We start from the raw sequence: 24,349 nt of genomic DNA, 5'->3' as shown, positions 1-24,349 counted from the left end.
CTCTAATGAGGGTGCCAAGATCTAGAAAATATATAAAAATTACAGTGGACTTTACATCTTACTAATTATAAATTAACTTACTACCTAATCAATTCCTGAGTTATGTATGAGTAACATTTTGATAATATTAGCAGCAGGAAAGAGCAGTAGAATGAATTCTGAATATTCAAAAGCGTTGCACCAAGTGGGAAATCTTACTCTTTTAGAACATATAATTTCTAATGCAAAATCGCTGAGTCTAAAAAGCTTATCAATTGTTGTTAACAACTCCCTTCTAAAAGATTTAGAAAACTTTGATACTCTAAAAAGTATAATCGATCAATACAATATAAAACTAATAATTCAAGAAGATATTACAGGCACTGGCACTGCAGTTAAAATTGCTCTAGAAAATCTGGAGGAGTTATCTGATCAAGACATAGTTTTAATACAGTATGGAGACACTCCTTTTATATCTAGCGATACAGTTATGAAAATGACTGATTGTTTAAAGTATAATAATTTAGTTCTTCTTGGATTCAATAGTCAAGATGAACAATATGGAAGATTAGTAATTGATAATTACGGCAATGTTCAAAAAATCCTAAAAAATGGAGATAAAATGCTTCTTGCAAACTCTGGAATAATAGCTTCATATGCTAAAGATCTCTTTACCTTAGTAAAAGAAATAAAATTTAATAATTCGACCAATGAATATTGTCTTAATGATATAGTACCCATTGCAGCAAACAATAACTTGAGTGTAGGTTATGTAGTTTCTGATGAAAGAGAAGCAATGGGAGTAAATAATAAAGAGGATTTGATTAAAGCCGAACACTATTTTCAAAAAAAAAGGCAGCCAACTTTTCTTTCATAACTACATTTTTTTATTCATTAATTTAAGTTGACATTTATTTTATACTTGTTTTATAATACCTTTTAATTCTTACTTGTAAGATAATTGGTACGACAAATTTTCCTAGTTGTAGTGAGAGGGTATACATGGGGATATTAATAACAGGTGCTGCAGGTTTGATAGGGTCAACCTTGGTGAAAAAGTTAGAAAACCAGGGCCATGAAGTAATAAGCTGTGATATTAGGTTTCACAACAATCCACTCAGTTTTTTTTCAGAAGATATAGTACCACTACTTGCTCAGTGTACAGGAATCATTCATCTGGCTGCAATTTCTAGAGTTATACATGGTGAACTTTATCCTACACTGTGTCAAAAAATTAATGTTGATGGTACAATGCGGTTTTTAGGGTTATGTAAGTCACTTCCAAATAAACCGTGGTTTATATATGCAAGTAGTAGGGAAGTTTATGGAGAGCAGAAGGAACTGCCAGTTACAGAATCTGCTAGTATCGATCCAATAAATAATTATGCCAAAGGCAAAGCATTTATTGAGGAACAAATAACAAGTTTAAAAGATTTTAATGTAGCAATATTACGCTTTTCAAATGTATATGGTGGTTTACTAGATCATAACAGTAGAGTAATTCCTGCACTCTGTATTAATGCATTAAGAGGTGATCCAATTAAAATAGAAGGTAAAGAATGTGTTTTTGATTTTACCTATTTGGATGATGTTATAGAGGGTATATGCTTAACTGTTAAATATTTACAAAGTGAAAAATCTTCTCTTCCTGCTATTCATCTTACTACTAATAGCCCATGTACTTTAGAAAACTTAGCAAAAACAATATTAAAAGTCACGAAAAGTGATTCTAGAATTGATTTTTATCCTCCAAGAAATTTTGACGTAACTAAGTTCCATGGTGATTTTACTAGAGCTAAAGAGCTACTTGGTTGGTCTCCAAAGTATTCATTAGAAATAGGATTAAGTAAATTTATAAAAAGTCTGCAAAACAATACAAAAGAATATCCTAACAATATAGATATGGTAATATATGAAAATATTAAAAGTTATTCATGGTTACCCTCCTTATTATAGTGCTGGTTCAGAGGTTTACAGCCAAACTCTTGCTCATGAACTAGCAAATAACAATGAGGTACAAGTATTTACCAGGTATGAAAATAGCTTTTTACCTGATTTTTATTACACTACAGTCCTAGATCGTAGTGATTCCCGGATTTTACTGCATTTAATTAATATACCTACAGCTAAATATCGTTATAAATTTATCAATGAAGAAGTAAATATAAAATTTAAAAGAATAATAGATAACTTTCAGCCAGATCTTATACATTTTGGTCATCTTAATCATCTATCAATTACTTTACCAGAAATTGCTTTTAAAGAAAATATACCTACAATTTTTACGCTACATGACTTTTGGTTAATGTGTCCAAGAGGAAGGTTTATTCAACGTAATTCTGAAGATTTATTACAGCTTTGTGATGGACAAAAGGATCAAAAATGTGCAACCCAATGTTACAAGGGATATTTTACAGGAGATGAAGAATTCCTGAATTCAGACATAAATTATTGGGAACAATGGGTTGCAACTAGAATGAAGCACACAAGGAAAATAATAGACTATATAGATTACTTTATTTCCCCATCGAAATTCTTGATGGACAAATTTACTCAGGATTTTAATGTTCCGATAAACAAAATTTCTTATCTTGATTATGGTTTTGATCTCAATCGTCTTAAGAAGAGAAATAGAGTACAAGAAAAAGAGTTTATTTTCGGTTATATTGGTACTCATACTCCCGAAAAAGGTGTTGATCTATTATTGAAAGCTTTTTCTCACTTATCATCTAAAGCAAAACTTAGAATTTGGGGAGCAGCAAGAGAAGAAACTAAAGCTTTAAAAGCGATTGCCGATCAGTTTTCACCTGTTGTTAAAGAAAGAATAGAATGGATGGGAAGTTATGATAATAAGAATATAGTTACTGACGTATTTAATAAAGTCGATGCAATAGTCGTTCCTTCAATTTGGGGTGAAAATTCACCGTTAGTAATACATGAAGCACAGCAACTTAGAATACCAGTTATAACAGCCGATTATGGTGGCATGGCAGAATATGTAAGAGATGGACTATTATTTAAGCACAGAGATGCAAGTAGTTTGTCAGAAAAAATGCAAGTCCTATCTACAGATCAGGAGTTATATAATAAACTTACCCAAAAAGGCTATCCTTATACTGAAAATGGAAATATACCTTCTATAGGTGAGCATACTGAGAAACTTAACAAGATTTACCGTAATGCTATTGAAAAGAAAGGCAAATCAGTAGCTGTGAAACCTGGTCCTTGGAGAATTACTTTTGATACTAATCCAGATTACTGCAATTTTGCTTGTATAATGTGCGAATGTTTTTCACCATACAGCAAAGTTAAAGAAGAGAAGAAAGCTAAAGGAATAAAACCTAAGATACTGTCGATAGAAACTATCAGAAAAGTAATTAAGGAAGCAGCTGGCACACCTTTAAGGGAAATCATTCCTTCTACTATGGGTGAGCCTTTAATGTATAAAAGCTTTGATGAAATAATCAATTTGTGCCATGAGTTCGGCCTTAAGCTTAACCTCACAACCAATGGTTCTTTTCCCATTAAAGGAGCTAGAAAATGGGCTGAACTATTGGTACCAATTTTATCTGATGTTAAGATTTCCTGGAATGGGGCAACTAAAGAAACTCATGAAAGAATCATGAAAGGTTCAAAATGGGAAGTAGTGACAGAAAATTTAAAAACTTTCCTTGAAGTTAGAGATAAATACTTTAGCGATACAGGTGAAAGGTGTACCGTTACTTTACAATTAACATTTTTGGAAAGTAATTTACATGAACTCTATGACATAGTTAAGATGGCCATAAAAAATGGCATAGATAGAGTTAAAGGACATCATCTTTGGGCACATTTTGAGGAAATTAAGGATCTATCTATGAGAAGAGATGAGTTAGCAATTAGTAGATGGAATACAGAGGTGAGAAGGTTATATGAGCTTAGAGATAATATGCTATTACCAAATGGTAAAAAGATAAAATTAGAAAATTTTACAATTCTTTCTCAAGAAGGTATTAAGGATTTGGCTCCAGGTGGTCAATGCCCATTTTTAGGTAAAGAAGCATGGATAAACAATGAAGGAAAGTTTAGTCCTTGCTGTGCTCCAGATGAACTCCGTAAGACATTAGGAAATTTTGGTAATGTTAATGAGGTTAAACTCGAGGAAATATGGCAGAGTAGTGAGTACCTAAGCTTACAAAAGAATTATTTAAATTACAAATTATGCAAAACATGCAACATGAGAAAACCTTTGATCAATTAATCAAAGATAATCTTAGATCTATTAAAATTTCACCGTGTGAGAGCTTTCACGAATTACTAGGAAATCCTTTGTATGAAAATAGGTTTATAAAGGTTGGTAAATTTCATGAGCCCGGTCTTGCACCGGTTTATGATCAGACAGGTGCTTATCATATCAATGTAAGAGGAGAAGCAGTTTATCATAATAGATTTCTAAAAACTTTTGGATTCTACTTTAATAGAGCAGCCGTAGAAGATGATACAGGGTGTTACCATATTGATTCATCTGGATGTAGAGTATACAAACAGTCGTATCAATGGATTGGAAATTATCAGGAAGATATTTGTGTAGTTAGAAGACATGATAAATGTTTTCATATTAATTTAAATGGCAACAGGATTTATCAGGAGGAATATGATTATGTTGGAGATTTTAAGGATGGTATCGCTGTAGTCTATAAGGATGGTAAAGCTACACATATTAATCATCATGGAAAGTTAGTACATAATAAATGGTATAAAAAACTTAATGTTTTTCATAAAGGGTATTCTATTGCAGAAGATCAACATGGTTGGTTTCATATAGATATTAATGGTGATCCTGTTTACCAGCAGAGATTTAAAATGGTAGAAGCATTTTATAATGGGATGGCAAAAGTTGAAACTTTTGAAGGTGTGTTAGGACAAATCGATATTACCGGAAATGTAAAGTTTAGTATTTTTGATTTAGGTAAAGAATCTCAAGTGCATAGGATTTCTGCAGAACTTTCAGCCTTTTGGAAAACTTACCTAACAAGCGTTGCTATTGAACTTGATTTGTTAAATATTTTACCTGCAACTGTGCCGTTTTTATCTAAAAAGTTAAACATTATCGTACCAAATCTAGAAAGGCTGTTAAGGGCGTTGTGGGAAATAGGGTTTATTGATTACGATAAGGACGAGGACTTATGGAAACTATCATCAAAAGGTAAGTGTTTTAAGGAAATACCATTTTTGCCAAAAGCAGCAACAATGTGGGCAAGAGTTGCCGCTGAAAAGAATTGGTTAAAGATGGCCGATATACTAAAACAGAAGTCTATCTCTTCATTTGAATCTTTTAAGGAAAGAGAAGCATCAGAAGATAAGAAAATAGCATTTTACCAAGCATTACTAGGATATTCTAGGTTTGATACTAAAGAGTTTAATTCTAGAATTAATATAGATGATGCTAAGAATATATTGCTATTTGGTGTACACTCTTTATTTCTTGCTTATTCTGATATACACAATAAAGGTTCTATAGGCCTATATAACGAACATAAAGTACCAAGACAGTTAGTAGAAAATTTAAAAGTCAAACTTATAACTCAGGAAGAACTATCAGTTACAAATTATGAATTAGGTGTCTTTTGCCGCTTTCTACAGCACTATGATGATGATAAAGTATTGTCTTATTTAAAATTGGTCAAAGGAATATCTCGTATTTTATTGATAGAAACTATTTTAGATTACCGCTCTCCAACTGGAGGCTCTGTAGATATTAATGTCATGGTTGAAACAGGAGGTAAACTAAGAACATTAAACGATTGGGAAAAAATACTCAAACAAGTAAAAGGATTCAAAATTTTTGCTGTTTTACCTTTAACAGATTACTTATCAGTTATTGATGTCAGATGTTAATCACATGGAAACATTACAAAAAAATGGTTTTTTTATTATCAAAAATCTGGTTCCTTTAGAGCTAATAATTCAGTCTTTAAGTGATATAACAAATAAGATATCAAAGCTATCCCAAGAAATAAGTGTTTCAACTTCTGACTACTTAAACTGTACCGGCAGATGGGGCATGTTATCTCAAGTAACTAGAATTATATCTCAAGCATTAGATAAAATTATTAAAAATTACCTTGAAAAGTCACTTCAGTGTCAGATACTGCAGAAAAAATCAAATGTTATATGTAAAACTGCTGATTTAATAGATGCAGTTCCCTTTCACCAAGACATCTCCTATAGTTTCAATGATCCTTACCACTTTTCCGTTTGGTTAGCTTTGAATAATGTAAGTGAAACTTCAGGTGCACTACAAATTATAGAAAACAGTCATAAATGGGAAATACAGCCTTTAGTTGATTTTTGGTACCCATATTTTTTTGATCAGTACTCAAACAACCGAGAAAATTACAAAATTAAGTCACTACCTATTTCAGCAGGAGATGCGATAGTTTTTGATTCACGGTTATGGCATGGTAGTGATAAGAATACAGATGCTAAAGATAGATTTGCTTATGTAACAAGGTGGATTATAAAAGATCAAGACCTTCCCTATGTGCCAAAACCTCAGCCTTCAGTTTTTGGTATACTCAATTGTGGTGAGTTAACAGAATCTATACTGAGAGAATGCTTGTCATTGTTTGGCTACCAGGAAAGTATAAAAGCAAAAAACATGGAAGAACTTATCAAGAGCTGGTTAGCCTTTATTACAGATACAACTACAAATATTTCTGAGATCGACACTACTGAGGCTAAGCGAGATTTATATAAGCTGCTTATTCTAAATCAAGCATCAGCACTACATGATGCTGGAGACATCTCAGGAAAAATATACAAAAATTTATGGTTTTCACTACTTGTATTTCTCAATAAAAAAGTCAACGTAGTGGAGCTAGCATTGTAAATGAACAGAAGTAGAGTTGATAGCTTCAAATGTGTATTGATGTTCATCTTGAATATAGTATCTAAATTCAAACTTAATGTACTTATAATGTCTTTAGTTGCCCTGGTGGTAGCTGTTGATTTGTCTTTTAGAAAGTATTTAGTAAAAAATATTCTAGATACAGCTGTAAAATATCAGGAAGGTAATGTAATTGAAAATCTTTTATTACCTGTAAGCGCTTATCTTGGTATGGCATTACTTATCACTACTGCTTTTAGATTCTATGGCTATTTTGTTGACATTCAAATGTTTACCTTAATGCGTCAAAAGATAGCTGATATATCTTTTTGTAGGCTACTCCAACAAGACCATTCCTATTATCAGAACAATTTATCTGGAAGCTTAGTACATAAGGTCAGTAGCTTAATGGATAGTGTGATAGAGTTAATAAGATTGCTTATAGATTGTTTTTTCGGTTACAGTATAGCATTAGTCTTAGCTATTTATACCTTATCATTAGTAAACATAAAGTTTGCAATCGCTACATTCACTTGGGTAAGCATTTTTATTTTAGTCTCGATTTTCAGCTTTCGTGTGCTTACTGAATTAGCTGATAATTACTCTAAACAAAATTCACAGGTAATAGCTAGTATAGCAGATAGTATTTTAAATGTTATATCAGTAAGGTTATTTTCTCAGCAAGCACATGAGAGACACAAATTTTTTCAAATATGCAAGAAAAGAACTATTGCAGAGAGAAAATTACAATGGGCATACTTTTGGCTTTGGTTTATATACGGCTATTCATTTGATATACTCCAAGCAGTAAACTTGTATTTTTTAATTCATGATTATCAATTGAACAAAATCGCAATAGGAGATATTGTTCTTGTACTTGGAATTAATATATCGATTATAGAGTTTCTTAACCATCTAACTAGGAATCTTACCCAATTTTCTACTCATTTCGGCAAAGTTTCAGATGCATTGCCAATCTTGACTACCGTACCAGAAATTCAAGATAAGGAAAATGCTAAAGAATTAAATTTATTAAGTGGAAGAATAACGTTTAACAATGTTTCTTTTTCTTATGAAGGTCAGGAGCCATTATTTCAAGATTTCTCAGTTACCATTAATCCTTGCGAAAAGGTAGGTCTAGTTGGTTATTCTGGAGGTGGTAAATCTACTTTTATAAACTTAATTCTAAGGCTATTTGATGTTAAAAAAGGTAATATACAGATTGATAATCAAATAGTATCAGAAGTTACACAGAGTTCTTTGAGGCAACAAATATCTGTAATACCTCAAGACCCATTGTTATTTCATGATACTATTTTAGCAAACATCATATATGGTAAACTTCAATCTACTATCGAAGAAATAATGAGAGCTGCAAAGCTGGCTGGTATTCACGATTTCATTATGACTCTACCAGATCAATATGGAACTACAGTTGGAGAAAAAGGCATCAAGCTATCTGGAGGAGAAAGACAAAGAATAATAATAGCAAGGGCATTTTTAAAAAACGCTCCAATATTATTTCTCGATGAACCAACTAGTCAGTTAGATTCTATAACAGAAAAAACAATTCAAATGAGTTTATTCAAATTGATGAAAAATAAAACTACGATTACTATAGCACACCGTATTTCTACACTTTTACACATGGACCGAATTATAGTATTTAACAAAGGAAAAATTGTCCAAGATGGTAAACACGCTGAATTAGTTTCTAAGCAAGGTCTTTACAAGGAACTTTGGAATGCTCAAATTGGTTGTTTGAATGGCAAGAAATAAGATGGAAAAAATTATTGATCTGAGAAGTGACACTACAACTCTGCAGAGCTCCAACGTTATACATGCAATAAGTAATGCAACTGTTGGAGATTTTGCTTATGGTGAAGACAAAAGCTGTAATGACTTATCAGAATATTGCAAACAATTATTCAAAGTAGAAGAAGCATTATTTGTAACCAGCGGTATGCTTGCAAATAGATTAGCCATTGCCATTCAAACAAGTCCTGGTGATGAACTAATAACTAATTATAATTATCACATTAATTTTTTCGATAGTGCAGGCAATGCAAAAGTAAATAATATCGTATTTAATTGTATTAGAAATAATAGCGGAATCTTAGATGTTGATGAAGTAGAATATGCTATTAATTCTAAGCCGAGGTATAAAATTTTTGCTCAGGTGAGTCTTGTTTCTATAGAAAATAGTATAAATGGGTTTAATGGTAAAATTTATCCTTTTGAAAAACAAGTCGAGTTATATCACTTTTTAAAAGCTCACAATGTAAATCTTCATTTAGACGGTGCAAGAATATTTAATGCTCATATCGAAACAAATATTGCTTTAGCAGATTATGCTAAATATGTGGATACAATGAGCTTTTCTTTTACTAAAGGACTTGGCGCTCCTTTTGGTTCAATGCTTATGGGTAAAAGAGAGATAATTGAAAGGGCTAAAAAGCTACAGGTTTGGCTAGGTAGTGGTTATCATCAGATAGGGTATTGTGCTAATGCAGCAAAATACGTACTACAGAATAATATCTCTAGGCTTAAAGAAGATAATAAGCTCGCTAAATTGTTTGCAGATAAGATTAAAGAAATTCCACACATAAAACTGGTACTACCTTATCCAGAAACTAATATAGTAAGCTTTAGTATAAAAGCACTAAATGTAACTAATGAGGTTTTCTTGAGTAAGTGCCAAGCTTATGGTTTATTGCTTTTTCCTTGGCTCGAGTCTCATATAAGAGCAGTTACCCATCTTGGCACAAAGGAAACAGACATCATGAAAGCTGCTGAAATTATAAAGGAAGTTGTGTTAAATTTAATATGAGAATAAAAATAGATTTCTTTAGCGATTCAAACACTGACCCTTCAGCTAAAATGAGGGAAGCGATGGCTAAAGCAAAAGTTGGAAACGAAGCTGCATGTGAAGATCCAACTGTGAACGAATTAGTGGCAACCGCATGTAAAATATTAGGTAAACCTGCAGGAATCTTTTTGATTTCAGGAACGATGTCCAATGTAATTGCTTATAAAGTACACATTCAAAGACCTGGTGATTACTTGCTGCTTGATGAAACTTCACATCCGCTCATAGTACAATCTGGCTTGATCGCAGCCCAGGCACATGCCACTCCTTTGCCCATCAAAGGTACGAGAGGAATATTTACTGGAGAACAAATTGTTGAGTTTATTACTCGTCCTAGTTTAAGAAATATTCCGAGAGTTGGGCTTGTTTCTATCGAACAAACGACAAATTTTGGTGGTGGAGCTGTGTGGCCTTTAGAATATATTCAAGAGATCTCAAGTCTCTGCAAAGAGAATGACGTATTCACTCATTTAGATGGAGCAAGACTGTTCAACGCTTGTGCTCATACTAAAATATCTCCAAAAGAGTATGCAAGTTATTTTGATTCGGTATTCATTGATTTTAGTAAAGGATTAGGTGCTCCAATGGGCGCAATATTGCTTGGAAGTGAAGAGTTTATTGAAAAAGCTTGGTACTATAAGTTTCAAATTGGCGGAGGTATGCACCAAGCTGGCATTATTTCAGCTGCATGTTTATATGCTTTACATAATAATATAAATTGTTTAGAGGAAGATCATAAAAAGATGCAGCACCTTATAGAAGGCCTAGACTCCATAGATCAAGTTATAATTGATATCGACCTATACAAAACTAATATAGCGTATTTTTCATTACGTACTAATTGTATATCTACTCAAGAATTAATAAACGTACTAGTTACAAATTATGGAATTAGAATGGCTAACATAAGAGGTAAAATCAGAGCTATAACACATAGAGATATAAGCTATGAAGATATTAATACTACTGTATCTGCTATAAGAAAGATACTAAGTAAGTAATTTTCTGCACTAATTGTTTGCAAACTTCTTGTCAAACAATATTATACCAATATAGTATTATGCTAGCATCTGCATAGAGCTATTTGGGAATAGGTGTGAACTTTGTCTTCTTTCAATATTTGCTATTCTTCTGTGGATATATGCTGCTTTATTTATCAAGACAAAGTATACCAATTGCTCTACCACTGTTAATAGATACTGACCATGTAAAATTAAGCTATTTTTTTGCCTGCTTTTCTTTTTTTTATGGAGTATCAAAATTTGTTAATGGAATAATCATGGACTCCAAAAATAATCCATTATTTATGTTTGGGCTATGCAATATTGCAACTGGATTATTAACCATTGGTATAACTTTATCATATAATAATCTAACTTTATTACTGTTAACATTAATATTATTAGCTTGGACACAAGGGTTAGGTTGGCCAGCTATTACCAAGTTTATGGTTACAAACTCTAGCATCTCTTCAATTGCATCATCATGGGGAGTTATGAGCGCATCTCAGCAACTTGGTTCTTGTATTACTTTAATTGTATTACCAAGTATAATTAAAATATATGATGCAAAAAGTGCATTTTTGTACTCTGGTCTCTTATGCTTACTTTTTGGAATTTATATAATATTAAAAGCATATTACAAAGAAAGTGCCAACTTTACTACCTATTATAAGGTGCAGAAATCTCAAATAGGTATCAAGGTAACAAGTTCCATATGGTTTCTATGTTGTGCTACTTTTTGTGCTTATATTATAAAAATGGGAATCTTCTTTTGGTTTCCTATAATTTTAAAGAATAAATTACAAATTTCTCTTGTACAATCCTCACTAATAACAGGCGTATATGATTTAGGTGGAATCCTTGGAACTTTAATCACAGGAAGAATTAGTGATATGTACTTCTTTCAAAATAGAAGCTTGCTGGCATCACTTTATATGTTGGGTATAGCACTCACTTTTATTGCAATGAACTTTGGTCAAAACATAATTCTTATGAACCTTGGTGCAACCTTATCAGGATTCTTTATATTTGGAGTGCAAGTACTGACAGGTGTTATAGCTGTAGAAATTGCTCCACAAAATAATGTATGTGCAATTGTAAGCTTAACAGGATTATTTGGGTATATTGCAAGTTCAATATTTTCATGCGTGCTCTTAGGAGTACTTGTTAAGCACTGCGGTAACAGTATTATGTTTTCATTTTTTTCCATTTGCTCTGTTGTTGCACTCGTTTGCTTTTCTATATTATCAAGCAAAGACCTTAAAAAACTAAGTAAAGCGGTGTAAAAAAAATTTCTCAACAGTTAAACTTTGTAGATAGATTTTTTACCCAAGTAATAAACATGGTAACCATATCTTAGTAATAGCTCGCTATCTAATAAATTACGGAAATCAAAAACATTAGGTGCAGCCATAATACTCTTTAAACTTGCAAAATCTTGATTTTTAAATTCTTTCCACTCCGTTAACAATAACAAGGCTTCCGCGTCCCTTGCAGCCCCTATAGCATTGTCCGCGTATTCTATATCCTTTAGAACTTGCCTAGCATTATCTATCCCCATTGGGTCATATGCAGTAATTTTAGCCTTGTTATTCACTAACAATTGTACAATATCTATAGCTGGGCTATTTCTTACATCATCAGTACCAGACTTAAAAGTTAGCCCCCATATCGCTATTTTTTTATTTTGGACTCCATTTAATACATATTCTACCTTTTTAGCAATGTTTGTTATATGATTATAGTTAGATTCCTTAACTGAATTTAAAATTTGTAGCTTGACATTGTGATCTTCAGCAAGCCTTATTAAAGCTGACAAATCTTTAGGAAAACATGATCCTCCAAATCCTGGACCAGCTTTGAGAAATTCCTTACCTATTCTATGGTCCATTCCCATACTGTTAGCTAAAAGGTCAATGTCTGCTCCTAATAGCTCACATAAACCTGCCATCTCATTGATAAAAGCAACCTTTGTTGCTAGAAAAGCATTAGAAGCATATTTAATCATTTCAGCAGTAACTGTATCAGTGACTATTAACGGAATATTCTTATCTATAAATGATCTATATATAACTTCTAGTTTTGCCCTAGCTAGCTTAGTTTTTACTCCTATTATTATCCTATCTGGGTATAAAAAATCTGATACTGCAGAGCCTTGCTTGAGAAACTCTGGATTAACTCCCAAATCAAAGTTATAGCCCTTATTAGATAAATAATTATGTATATTTTCTGCAGTACCAGGAGGAATAGTTGACTTTATCACTATTAAGCAATCTTGATTAACCCTCTCAGAAACTTCACTTACTGCATTATATACATTCTTTAAATTTGCATTTCCTAGGGAGTCTGATGGAGTATCTACAGTTACAAATACTACTTCTGTATTGGGATTTATTTGAGAATACGAATCAAAAAATCTTATCCTTTGTGACTTTATATTATTCTCTAAATAATCTGCTAATCCAGGTTCATATAAGGGAATTTTCCCTGATTTCAAAAGTTCAATCTTCTCAGTATTTATGTCAATGCAATCAACTTTATGGCCCTGCTCCGATAACATTGTACCAGATACTAAGCCTACATACCCTACTCCTATAATAGTTATGTGCATTTTATTATCACCTTAAAAATATAGCTTAGCATCTAAAATAAATACCATTAACAATTATAAACTTTTGTTGTTACATTATTTTTCTTAATTGCCTTACCTTCCGAATAAGCTATAAATAAGGTTGATGGTATTAATATCAAAGTACCATATAAAGCACTTTTATCAGGTAATTCATTAAATATAACGTATGCTACTATTGCAGAAATTATTAGCTCTATGTATCTATAAGGTGCAAGTGCAGTAGCATCAGTAAGAGCAAAAGCTTTTAACATGAAGAACAGAATTAGGTTTGAACTTATTCCTAAAATCAGCAGTAATACTAACTCCAACAAGGAAGGCATATGCCAATAAAATAACAAAGGTGGAGTAGAAAAAATAGTTGTCGTTAGAGCTGAATAAAATAACATACTTATTACTGACTCTTTTATCACAAGTTTCTTATTAAGTATGTCTAATATAGCAAAGATTAACGCAGATACAATAAAAATAAGAATTTTAGGATTAAAGTCTTCACTATGAGCTTTGGTGGTAATAGCAATACCAACAAAACCAATAATAGTTACTATCCATCTTTGCCAAATTATATTTTCGTTTAGTAAAGGGATTGCAAGAAGTATAACAAATAATGGTATAGAAAAACTTATAATCGTTGCAGTTACTATGGGGAAAACAGTCAACCCGTAAGTCCATAAGGTCATTCCACAAAACAACAACCCACCCCTGGTTATTTGAGTAGATATTTGACTTGTTTTAAAAGTTTCTATTCCATAGTAAAACATAAAAGGTACAAGGGTAATAGTGGTAAACAGAAAGCGGAAAAAAATTATTTCAAAACTCTGAAGATGTAAACTTAGATATTTTGATATAGTATCATTAGCTACACTACTAAGTAAGCTAAGTATAAACCAGATAACCCCAAACAAATAAGCTCTCAATCTGTAATCCATAAAGCTTCTGATTTAATAGATACGATGTACTCATATAATTTTACTACAAAACTAATAATATAAAAGTTTTCTGATGTACGTCCCCAGAATGTGATCGTAAGGGTTCATTATAAATAATTCGGGAAATTTCGTCTCTTTAGACATATTAAGAGCTATGTAACGAACGTTTATATTTGTGAGTAATAGTAAGGCTCAAGGTAAGGAAAATGCTAGTGAGGTAAAGTAGAATAACGTTAATTTGATAATTTAAGCTCATTCCCTCTTGCTACATCTCTCTTTAATATCTCCTCTTTTGCAGCAGGTCTATAATTACTGCTTAAATTTAGGTGCACACTAATTTTTCGATTTATATATTATTCTAATGCTTGTATAATACCTTCATTGAATATTTGATTTTGAGGTAATTAGATGCCAAAAAGTAAAACTAAACGTGGAACGGAAGATTTGAAGGGTAATGCAGGCCCAAGCAAAAGATCTCGTCTCAGTTCTGATCCTAAAAAAAATAAAGAGATTATCTCTAGCAAAGTAATAAGTAAGCTGAAGGATGTTGTTAAAGGTGATAGAACTTCAGCTATTGAGGAATGGGTCAAGGCTCACCCTGTAACAGTAGAGGGTCTAACCGTTGAGCAATCGGACCTCTTATGTAATGCGTTTCGTGATGAATCTTGTTGGTCAGGTGCGACACTAGATGTTGCTAAATTGGTAGGAGAATTAGCTAAATCAGGTGTGTTGAATCCATTTGCTATATATAAAATAGCATGTATTGAGTGTGTAGAGAGTGAAATTAAGCAATTATTTGACAAGGCGTTAGAGTCTTTTAGATCTGACTTATCTCATAAAGGTGCATGTGAGGAAGATAGGAATTTAGCTTGCAGTGATAAGCTTGCAAGAGTTGAATTGTTAAGTTCCATGGGAAGACGTGATCCTGTTTTCAATTTCTGGATTGATCAAGAATCAGGTAACCTTAGAGAAAATATAGAAGCAGAAGATGGATTTAATAAGGCTGTAGATTTCAAGTGGAGTAAGGGAGTGGAACACTTCTATAATCGTCTGTGTTCTGAAGAAAAATTAGTGAAAGAAGAGAGAGAAAAATTGCTAGTTTCTGCTATTGCAAAATTATCTCCATTGCAATCTAGCTATAAACTTGCTTCTACCTTAAGTTCCCTTCTAGGTAAAGTCATAAGCGCAAAAGTAGATCATAAGTCACTACTTGGGCTACCGAATAAGAAAGATAGGGGTGTGATCTATCGTCCTCTTAGTTACTTAGTAGAGCACGGTTTTCTTTGCACAACTAAGTATGTTATCCAGTACTTGAGCGAGGGATGTTCAAGATCTGAAGTAGAGAAAATGCTTTCACCTAGAGGATATGCACATCTTCTCTCATCGCTTTCATTTGTTGTAGTTTCTAAAGATTATGACTTGGATAACAGGAATGAAGCAAGGTCAGCTATTAGCAGTCTTTGGGAATCTAGTGTATTTAACCAAAATAAAATAAATGTTGTCGATCCTTTTAAAGATAGGATTGCTTTTGTTGCAATGGAAAATGCAATTTCAAATTTGATTGTAGATCAGGAGAACAGCAAGGATACTCAAAGTGCTGGCGATGGTGAAAAAGTTGATTTGGTCTTGAGTATTTTAAAGTTTGCTAAAGATTGTTGTTCAGACAAAAGCTTTAAATCATTAAAAGAGAGGATAGCAAATAGTTTAGATAAAACAAGGAATTCTAAGATGATAGATGCAACTAGCTCCTGCAATTTAATAGAAGAGTTGTGTAAGTCAGCGAGAAATTTGAATTTATTCTCTGCTAGCACTGAAGGTCCTCAATCTACGTTAGTGGGTACTAATGTTAGTATTTCGCCTGCTGCAGTTGTTAACAAATAGGAGTATTTATGCATGGTAATAATGAAGATCGTGAATTAGTTAGGGCTTTATTAAGTGGAGGTTGTGATGAGTTTAGTAGACAATTTGTAGGTTTTTTAAACAACTGTCCATCTTTTTTGCATTCGGCTAATAAGCCTGGCTTTTTTCCTACATTCTTTTTTGGTATGTTTTCTACTGCACATGATGCAGGTATATTAGTTGAAGATGAAAGAGTCTATTTTCGTTTTGACAATTATGGAAATCTAAAAGTTGCTGTTCTCACTAATAAAGAAAATAGAAGAATAGTCAGGTGTTATACTGTTGCTGATAATGAGAACAGCCCTGGGTCAAGGTTTAGTGCAGAAGAGAAGCAGCAGGTAGAAGAGAATCTTCCACAAGAATTACAGGAAGATAAGGATCTGGATTGGGAAGAGTATAAAATATTTCGGTTTGGAGAAGAATGTAGGTTTATTCATGAAATAGATAGATTTCCTCAACGTGATGAACCTGGAGCTCCAATTTTTCATGAAATTAACCCAATCAGAGAACAAGGTGAATTGTTAGACCTGATGAGTGAGTTGGCAAATGATGATACAGGAGAAGTGCGTACTAATGTTAAAAGAATTTTGGAATATGTTATTGATATCCATGATGAACATGAAGATAGCTTAGTGTTTCGTGCAGAGTCTGATTACCACGGTTTTCTGTGTGGGTTTTTAGTAAATTTTAGATACCGAGCTGTGGCTGATTTCTACCCAGAGCTACTTATAGGAAAAGGTTATGCAGATGTTGTTTTGCTTGTTCGTGGTGTTGATCAGACAAATGATTCGGTTCCAATTATAATTGAGTTGAAGGTTGGTGATGAGGAAGGATTAGAGCAAGCTAAAGATTATGCTAAAAGTTGTTCTGTTTCGTCTTTGCCTATTCATACCTCATCACCAAGTGCTGTTTGTGTAGCGTTAAATTTTCAATTACGTGGAGGTGCTGGTCTCCGAACTTCTGTGCAGGCCTTTTCAGAAGGTGGTCTTTCCTTAATACCGGGTTTACTACATCCTCATGGAAATGGAGTTAGGGGAAATGTAAAACGTTTTTTACAACCCATAGCATCAGAGTTCACTCAATCGCCTCATTGTAACACTTTTTCCTGTACGTCATCGTTTGTTTTTGGAAATGTTTTATCTACAAGGAGGGACTTAGAAACAAATGATGGGCGGGAGGTAAGGGTTACCAAGTATCTATTTAACCACTCTCAGGGAGAGAAAATGAAACGTACAGGTGGTAGGGGAGATGCAGCAGATATTGTAAGCCATGCGTTAACTTTAGCTCTATTTTTATCAAATATTGGTTTTGTTGTGCTTCACATTTTTCGTCGTTTAAAGTGGCAGACTTTACCAGACAAAGCATTGAACCTGTCGTTACTGCCTCAAGCCACAGATGATGCTAAGGTGCGTCAAGTACTTTGTGAAGTAGATGTCCAGGGTCATCTGGAAGTGGCTTCTGCAAAGAAATTCGAATCACTACGTGCTTACTCACGTTCTCATAGTGAAGGTTATTTCGAGGGAAGGTTTTCAGAACAAATGGGTAATGTTAGGAATTTACATCAACTTGCAGATCAGTTGATGAGTGCTGAGCCTAATTTTGGTAATGATGGTAATGTTAATGGTGAGTACAGGGCTAGGTATGAAGTTTTATTTAATGAGATTTCTCGTCTGTTGTCTCCGTTATTAAATGGAAACCGTCTACTCGTGAACAATGAAGCTAAATTTCAGGCTTTGTTGCGTGGGATATTTCAAAGTTGCGATAATCCTGCCAAGGTAATTATTGAGTTCCAGCTACAGAGAGGAAGGAAAATAGACCTAGTATTATCAAAATCTGCGGAAAATGATGATACTCATCCAATTGGAATAGAGTTGAAGTATGCTAACACCGCAGAACAAGTTGAACGAAAAAGGGTGGAGGCAAATCGACAGTTAAGTGAATACGAATTTTGTGGAGGATGCAAGCGTATTACTGGGGGAGATGCGATGGTTTTGTTATACGCTATATTAAATGCTGTAGGACAAGAGCAGGATCTGATATTGATTGGTGGGCTTCGTAGAGCATCTGGGTTTTCTAGATGACTTGTAACTAATAAAAGTACCAAAGATAAGGTTGTTTATGGGTAAAATTATGCATTAAGCTAGAGTACGTTTGAGTAAGGTTGGAGAAAAAGCAAGGTCTTTGAGCAAGAAAATTTGATTTATGTTTTCTTAAGTTAAAGTTAACCTGATGAAGTTTGCATAATTTATTGTTGGAGTTTTTTTGTTCTATTTTTACTGTAAGTTCAATCTGCTCTATCTTTGGTCTTTTTTTCTTAGTTTTGCGGCAAGTCTAATATTTTTACTACTTAATGGAATAACTTGCAGAAAGTGGAGATATAATGCTAAGGCAGAGGAGCTCAGACAGTTATCTTAAACAATAAAGAAATACTAAAGGCAAAAGATACGCTTGCGTAGTTCGAAAGCTTTCTATAGGATAAGCCTCACCTGATTTACAAATAGAATTGTTATGTTAGATGTTTGCTATTTATTCTTAAGCTCATTTTAACAGCATTTTGCTTTTTTTAGTATGTAGGGGTTTTCTAGGAATTATCCTACTGAATTCTATGATATTATTTTTTGTAACATTGTTATACATTATAATGCACCCATTTGTCTAGACCATTTTTTTCAAAGTGATCCGATTTTTAAAATGAATATGTTGATAAATACGTCGACACACATTTAAAGTATTTATCAATATATTCATTTACTGTTTATGATAATAAAGATCAGCAGGAACTTTATAATGTAGAGTCTGATGTCGCCTTCTATAGTTATACCAAGAAACAAAATCATTTATTATAAGATTTAAATCTCTGATACTATTTGGTCTATAATAATATATAGCTTCTTGCTTTAAAGTTCTCCATAAGCGCTCAACAAATATATTGTCGAAGCAACGTCCTTTATGGTCCATACTGATTTTAATATTAGCACGCTCTAATTCCATAATAAAGTTGTAGCTAGTAAACTGCACCCCCTGATCACTATTAAAAATCTCAGGTTTACCTTGTTTTAGAGCTTCTTTGAGAGTATAAAGGCAAAATCCAGCATCGAGATATGGTGATAATGAATGAGCAATAATATAGCGACTATACAAGTCCATTATTGCCACAAAATAGATAAACTTACCTTCTACCATAATATATAGTAGCCCATACCTGATTAACTCTACAAATAATCAAATCTTTGAGTAAATAAGGATATATTTTATGCTTTTTTTCTTTAATACTTGTATTACATCTTTTTCTACAATACAGCCCACTAATCTTCATTTTTTTCATAATTCTTAAGATTTTTTTGTGATTGACTACTACTCCACTCGCTATGATCTCAGCAGTAATTTTACGATATCCATAACGGCAATCAGAAGCCAAATATACTTCTTGAATCAAATTTCACTTTCGTTATTAATTATAGGCCTATAATATAGGCTAGATCTGCAAATCCCCAGTAAATCAGCCTGTTTCCTAATTGACAGATCAGAATCTTTTTCTATAAATCTTACTCTATCTTTTTTGCTTATTTCAGTAATTTTTTTTTCAAATAACTATTTTCCACTGTCAATTCTCCTATTACTTTATGTAAACTTTCTATTTCTTGCGCTAAGATTCTTTGTTTTCTCGCACTTTCACTTTCTTCAACAAATAGGTCTTTTAACCTTGCCAATACTCTATCACGCCAATCATATAGATTTGTTGATGGTATTTTATATTCACTACATATCTCAGCTGTGCTTCTTTGATTTTTTATTGCTTCCAAAGCTATCTTTGCTTTTAACTCTGGTTCATATTTTTTTGTTGCCATACTTTTACCCCTTTACTTTCCTACTCGGATCAACCATTTTTTTTTGGTCTAGTTTATGGGGTGCATTATAGCACAGCCACCTTGACCAAAAAATCATCCCCCTATCGCGTTCTTATTATTATGCCTTATACGCTGTATTACACCTTCAGATATAGTCATTGCTAACCTCCAACATCCTTGCTAATAAACCCTCGCTAAAACTGCCGAAAAGACTTTATAAGTTAATATTCTAAATCTCAATATTTTATGGTGCAGGTTTTTATTTTTAAAACATTATACTTTGTGTAGGGTATAACTACACGCATCAAAGTGAAAGAAAAGCAAAATGATGAAGAAAATGAAAGTTTAAGTTTTCTTCAACGACTCAAGGAGAGAATTTATGCTTTAAAGCCTGTATTAGCAAGAGCCTTAATCACTAAATGAACAATGTCACGCAGAGTTTCATCCTCAATTTTTCTATATTCCCTCACTAGCCTTGATATTTCTTCGCTGCCTACATCGCTATGGAAGGCCTTATCATGTAAGTCTTCAGAGGCTTTGGTAAAAAAATACGACATATCAACCGATAGTACTTCTGCTAATTTATATAACCTATCAACTACAAGCCTAATCTCTCCGCTTTCATATCCTTGTACATGCTGAAATGAAATTTCAAGCTTTTTTCCTAAGTCTCTTTGACTAAAACCACACATTAGCCTTCTTTTCCTTATTCTTTCACCTATTTGTTTATCGATAGGATGTTGTATAGTCATTTTACGTATCAGGTAATATTAACTATGTATTATCACTTTGAGAAAAAGATTTTACCAATATATAAACTGCACTACGTAACCTTTTGCTCTTAATTTCGTTATATCCTTTGACTAACTTTAGTATTTCTTCATCATAAGCTTCATGTGAGTCAGTGTGCATATCAGTAAAAAAGTTAGCAACATCTATCGATAGTGCTTTTGCTAAATCATATAATCTACTGGCCAAAACACAATTTGAACCATTTTCGTACTTTTGTATCTGTCTATACGAAACACCTATTCTCTTTCCCAATTCGGTCTGTGTCAAAGCACGATCTAACCTAAGTTGTTTTATTTTTTTACCTAATTGCACTTTTCACCTCTTATTCAAATTTACAACAAATTTTATGAAGTGGAAAAAAAGCTAGCAAAGTAATTGCTTTAATAATTTCTGCCTCTCGCTAATTAAATCGTTTGGCCTTACGTATTTTTTCTCAATTTCCCTCATCTCTTTTTCTCGTTCTGCAATGCTATTTCGTATTACTTCAGCCGAGTATCTGCTTTTGCCACTTGCAAACTCTGATCTTAATCTTCTAACCTTGTATTCGAGCTCAGCAAATCTTTCGTGTTGCTCAAGAAGTTCTATCATATGACTAATTTCAGAGTTTAGCTTTTTTTCCTCAACATCTCTTACAATAAAAGAAAGTAGAAGCTTATCTATTTGGTAATCAATATTTGGTTGAGCAGCAAATAGATCAATTATGGCTTTTACGTCAGTAGGATTTGTAACTAGTAAGTTAAAATTACTACATAAAAAACTATAGAACTTTATCGTCTTCTCAAGATAATTTTTCATATCTTGTGATAATTGCAATTCTTTGTGAATTCCTGACAGCAATATTTTCAATTCTTCCAAGTATTTCGTGTCAAAATTACTTACTTCTGTAGGTGAAAGGATCATTAGCAGCTTTTTTACAAGCTCAACATCATTTAACTTTACTGCATTATAAAGAGCTTTTTCTTTATCTTCTTTTAAATCATAAAGCTCTGATGAGTTATCTATGCTGAATAGATATTCAGTATTTCCTTGAGGAGAGTAGATTAAAATGTCCACTTCTCTTAGCGGGTGATCATCATTAAACTTTTCTAGTAACTGCTTATCGGTAGTTTCCTCTATTGCTACAACTGCTTTGCTTACCTCTTTCAACTTTGCAATATCATCTCTTGAGTTTTCAAGTATATCTTTAGCCTTGTCTAGCAGCTGCTCATATAGAACTATTTTTTCTTCATCATCAAGTAGCTGACAATGCTTTTTCAGCTTTTCAGTAGAGTAAGATAGGATATCCATTTTTTTCAATTTTACGATTACGATACCCCATTTTTGTTGAAACTGAAATAATTTTTATAGGATGTGTTTTTCTAGTGTAGATGCCCGCAAAACTTGTTATTATAATATACAGTAAATCAATAAGTCGTATAATATTAACAATTAAATAATATTTATCACGATATGATTGAATGTTAATAAGATTAAGTGAGGGTTACAATGAAAAAAATAAATGGTAAAAAATTGTCTAGTAAAATGTTAAAAGCGGTAGAGCGAATAGCAAAAGAAGGGTTATTACCTAATTTTATAAAAGCTGCTCCAACAGCGAATAAAAAGATTAGTAAATTACCTGTCTTAACATATCCTGAGGAGCTCAATCCATTTCGATCAGCTTTATGCAAGATAAGGCTAAGTGAATATGAAAATGTGAAATTAAATGAATTCTTGGAAAAAGCTATTGCAGCTGAAAATCTAGACAAATTAAGTAAAATCGTCGATGAAGCTTTGGATTTAGGAATAAGAGTAAACGCTCGCAACGAAGATGGCTTTAGCTTCACTAACGTTACAATGTTTAAGATGTATCGTGATGAATTCAAAGAAAATAAACAAGAAGATATAATCAGAAAGTTAGCCTTACATGGAGCAGATTTTAATGTACAAGTTGATAAGAAAATAGCTGAAATGTATCAAAAAGTGCAAAAAGAAATTGAGCCACAAATATATAGTAGGCTCAAGAAACTTAGGGAAGTTGGAGAAGACGCTACTATAGAAGGAACTGTTGAAGATGTAGAAATCGATAATAAGACCTTCTATATTGAATTTTCACATAGCTGCATAGTTGATGTTGCCAAAGTTGTAGAAGGTGCAAAAAATTTGGGCTTAAGTAAAGGAGACTTAAACCTTGGCGGTAGTATCATAAAAATAGGTGATGGTGAAGTTGAGGTCAAAACTGGGAAAGACGGTAAAAGAAATTACGTAGATATATCCGATAACAGCGCTTTTACAGTAACACTTTGCACTAGCCTAGGAGAGCTAAATTTAATGGTATATCATGACACAGAAGACTATCATCAAGTACAAGTTGAAGTAGAAGATGAAGAAATGTGGAACGAGTTGCAAGAAATAGGAGAAATCGTAGGAAAGGGTTGTTTATTTGGTGGAATGTCTGTTAAAGAAGTAGTGGAAAAAGGCAGCTTTACTAGATGTGGAAGGTGGGGCGACCAAAATTCTAAAAGTAGTGAGACCTTTTCTTGGGTGAGCAAATTAAAAGATACCAAAACGACATCTGTAGGACGTTCTTGATTGGTGGCTATGTTTTACATAGCCATAATTATTGCAAAGTAAAGTAGTTTTTGAAATTTAATTAAGATTACCATAAAAAATTTACCTTAATTAGTATTGCTTGTAGAAGTGTTTTATATTATAAAAAATACCTAAACTTTAAAATTTGTACTATTTGTTAGCAAGAGCCTTTATCACTGAATGCACAATATCACGCAATGTTTCATCTTTAATTTTTCTATATTCTCTTACTAATCTTGATATTTCTTCGCTGCCTACATCGCTGTGAAAGGCCTTATCATGCAAGTCCTCAGAGGCTTTGGTAAAAAAATATGACATATCAACGGACAAAGCTTCTGCTAATTTATATAACCTATCAACTATAAGTCTAACTTCTCCAGTTTCATATCCTTGTATGTGCTGAAATGAAATTTCAAGCTTTTTTCCTAAGTCTCTTTGGCTAAAACCACACATTAGCCTTCTTTTCCTTATTCTTTCACCTATTTGCTTATCGATAGGATGTTGTATGGTCATTTTACGTATCAGACAATATTACCTATGTATTATCACTTTGAGAAAAAGATTTTACCAATATATAAACTACACTACGTAACCTTTTGCTCTTAATTTCGTTATATCCTTTGACTAGTTTTAGTATTTCTTCATCGTAAGTTTCATGTAAGCCGGTATGCACATCAGTAAAAAAATCAGCGACATTAACCGATAGAGCTTTTGCTAAGTCATATAGTCTACTGGCTAAAATGTAATTTGAACCATTTTCGTACCTTTGTATCTGCCTATACGAAACGCCTATTCTATTTCCTAACTCAGTTTGCGTTAAACCACAGTATAACCTAAGTTCCTTTATTTTTTTACCTAATTCCACCTTTCACTACTAATTCTAGCTGTTCAAGCTTATATTGAATTTTTTAATTTATGAAGTGAAAAAAAGAAGGAAAGTTGGAGAACTTTCCTTCCGGTCTACAGA

General features: G+C 32.8%; 19 protein-coding genes and 1 pseudogene. 12 read left to right on the top strand and 8 right to left on the bottom strand.

Translation table 11 applies throughout. The features are described 5' to 3' along the window. The first annotated feature begins 106 nt into the window (after positions 1–106). From ABWU32_RS01225 to ABWU32_RS01185, 9 genes are all read left to right on the top strand, one after another. Positions 107–856 carry an NTP transferase domain-containing protein gene (locus tag ABWU32_RS01225; RefSeq protein WP_226079610.1) on the top strand — a complete coding sequence of 250 codons (750 nt, stop codon included), beginning with the start codon at positions 107–109 and terminating at the stop codon, positions 854–856. Between the two features lie 125 nt (positions 857–981). Then, positions 982–1,935 carry an NAD(P)-dependent oxidoreductase gene (locus ABWU32_RS01220; RefSeq protein WP_341824327.1) on the top strand — a complete coding sequence of 318 codons (954 nt, stop codon included), beginning with the start codon at positions 982–984 and terminating at the stop codon, positions 1,933–1,935. Further along, positions 1,892–4,219: a glycosyltransferase gene (locus ABWU32_RS01215; protein WP_341824326.1), complete on the top strand. Its 2,328-nt coding sequence runs from the start codon at positions 1,892–1,894 to the stop codon at positions 4,217–4,219. Before ABWU32_RS01220 ends, ABWU32_RS01215 begins: the two co-directional genes overlap by 44 nt. After that, positions 4,180–5,856 carry a WG repeat-containing protein gene (locus ABWU32_RS01210; protein WP_341824325.1) on the top strand — a complete coding sequence of 559 codons (1,677 nt, stop codon included), beginning with the start codon at positions 4,180–4,182 and terminating at the stop codon, positions 5,854–5,856. Before ABWU32_RS01215 ends, ABWU32_RS01210 begins: the two co-directional genes overlap by 40 nt. Positions 5,857–5,860: 4 nt before the next feature. Further along, on the top strand, positions 5,861–6,850 hold the full coding sequence (locus tag ABWU32_RS01205; protein ID WP_211908674.1) for a phytanoyl-CoA dioxygenase family protein: 990 nt from the start codon (positions 5,861–5,863) through the stop codon (positions 6,848–6,850). After that, positions 6,851–8,626: an ABC transporter ATP-binding protein gene (locus ABWU32_RS01200; protein ID WP_341824324.1), complete on the top strand. Its 1,776-nt coding sequence runs from the start codon at positions 6,851–6,853 to the stop codon at positions 8,624–8,626. Position 8,627: 1 nt separating this feature from the next. Then, positions 8,628–9,677 carry a threonine aldolase family protein gene (locus ABWU32_RS01195; protein WP_026097216.1) on the top strand — a complete coding sequence of 350 codons (1,050 nt, stop codon included), beginning with the start codon at positions 8,628–8,630 and terminating at the stop codon, positions 9,675–9,677. Next, positions 9,674–10,717 (top strand): threonine aldolase family protein, encoded by a 1,044-nt coding sequence (locus ABWU32_RS01190; RefSeq protein WP_019236558.1) that lies wholly within the window; start codon positions 9,674–9,676, stop codon positions 10,715–10,717. The genes ABWU32_RS01195 and ABWU32_RS01190 overlap by 4 nt, the downstream gene beginning before the upstream one ends. A gap of 140 nt (positions 10,718–10,857) precedes the next feature. Beyond that, positions 10,858–12,003: an MFS transporter gene (locus tag ABWU32_RS01185; RefSeq protein ID WP_341824323.1), complete on the top strand. Its 1,146-nt coding sequence runs from the start codon at positions 10,858–10,860 to the stop codon at positions 12,001–12,003. 17 nt (positions 12,004–12,020) lie between these two features. Here the strand turns inward: ABWU32_RS01185 and ABWU32_RS01180 are convergent, their stop codons facing one another. Both ABWU32_RS01180 and ABWU32_RS01175 read right to left on the bottom strand, forming a co-directional pair. Continuing rightward, positions 12,021–13,328 (bottom strand): UDP-glucose/GDP-mannose dehydrogenase family protein, encoded by a 1,308-nt coding sequence (locus ABWU32_RS01180; RefSeq protein ID WP_341824322.1) that lies wholly within the window; start codon positions 13,326–13,328, stop codon positions 12,021–12,023. Between the two features lie 47 nt (positions 13,329–13,375). Then, positions 13,376–14,275: a DMT family transporter gene (locus ABWU32_RS01175; RefSeq protein ID WP_264687304.1), complete on the bottom strand. Its 900-nt coding sequence runs from the start codon at positions 14,273–14,275 to the stop codon at positions 13,376–13,378. 408 nt (positions 14,276–14,683) lie between these two features. Between ABWU32_RS01175 and ABWU32_RS01170 the strand changes: the two genes are divergently transcribed. Both ABWU32_RS01170 and ABWU32_RS01165 read left to right on the top strand, forming a co-directional pair. Beyond that, positions 14,684–16,156: a hypothetical protein gene (locus tag ABWU32_RS01170; RefSeq protein ID WP_077188281.1), complete on the top strand. Its 1,473-nt coding sequence runs from the start codon at positions 14,684–14,686 to the stop codon at positions 16,154–16,156. An 8-nt stretch (positions 16,157–16,164) separates the two neighbouring features. Then, positions 16,165–18,255, top strand: coding sequence for a PD-(D/E)XK nuclease domain-containing protein (locus tag ABWU32_RS01165; protein WP_226079617.1), 2,091 nt, complete (start codon positions 16,165–16,167; stop codon positions 18,253–18,255). Between the two features lie 667 nt (positions 18,256–18,922). Here the strand turns inward: ABWU32_RS01165 and ABWU32_RS01160 are convergent. From ABWU32_RS01160 to ABWU32_RS01145, 4 genes and pseudogenes are all read right to left on the bottom strand, one after another. Then, a pseudogene (locus ABWU32_RS01160) lies at positions 18,923–20,022 on the bottom strand (IS3 family transposase). 377 nt (positions 20,023–20,399) lie between these two features. Beyond that, the gene (locus ABWU32_RS01155; protein ID WP_007549999.1) at positions 20,400–20,774 is read right to left on the bottom strand and encodes a helix-turn-helix domain-containing protein; all 375 of its coding nucleotides are present in this window, start codon (positions 20,772–20,774) and stop codon (positions 20,400–20,402) included. Positions 20,775–20,796: 22 nt separating this feature from the next. Then, positions 20,797–21,126: a helix-turn-helix domain-containing protein gene (locus ABWU32_RS01150; protein ID WP_007549995.1), complete on the bottom strand. Its 330-nt coding sequence runs from the start codon at positions 21,124–21,126 to the stop codon at positions 20,797–20,799. A 51-nt stretch (positions 21,127–21,177) separates the two neighbouring features. Next, positions 21,178–22,101, bottom strand: a complete 924-nt coding sequence (locus tag ABWU32_RS01145; protein WP_012673225.1) for a hypothetical protein — start codon at positions 22,099–22,101, stop codon at positions 21,178–21,180. Positions 22,102–22,299: 198 nt separating this feature from the next. On the opposite strand from ABWU32_RS01145, the gene ABWU32_RS01140 reads away from it, so the two are divergent. Then, entirely contained in the window at positions 22,300–23,382 is a 1,083-nt protein-coding gene (locus ABWU32_RS01140) for a hypothetical protein (RefSeq protein WP_012673224.1), read from the top strand. Positions 23,383–23,532: 150 nt separating this feature from the next. Here ABWU32_RS01140 and ABWU32_RS01135 read toward each other — a convergent pair whose 3' ends face one another. Both ABWU32_RS01135 and ABWU32_RS01130 read right to left on the bottom strand, forming a co-directional pair. Continuing rightward, entirely contained in the window at positions 23,533–23,895 is a 363-nt protein-coding gene (locus ABWU32_RS01135) for a helix-turn-helix domain-containing protein (RefSeq protein ID WP_191110956.1), read from the bottom strand. Between the two features lie 22 nt (positions 23,896–23,917). Further along, positions 23,918–24,247 carry a helix-turn-helix domain-containing protein gene (locus tag ABWU32_RS01130; protein WP_191110957.1) on the bottom strand — a complete coding sequence of 110 codons (330 nt, stop codon included), beginning with the start codon at positions 24,245–24,247 and terminating at the stop codon, positions 23,918–23,920. Positions 24,248–24,349: the final 102 nt, after the last annotated feature.

It is taken from the genome of Wolbachia endosymbiont (group A) of Udea olivalis (genome assembly GCF_964028365.1).
Lineage (GTDB): Bacteria > Pseudomonadota > Alphaproteobacteria > Rickettsiales > Anaplasmataceae > Wolbachia > Wolbachia pipientis.
Note: the sequence above shows the minus strand (reverse complement) of the source record. Positions and strands in the feature narration are given on the sequence as shown.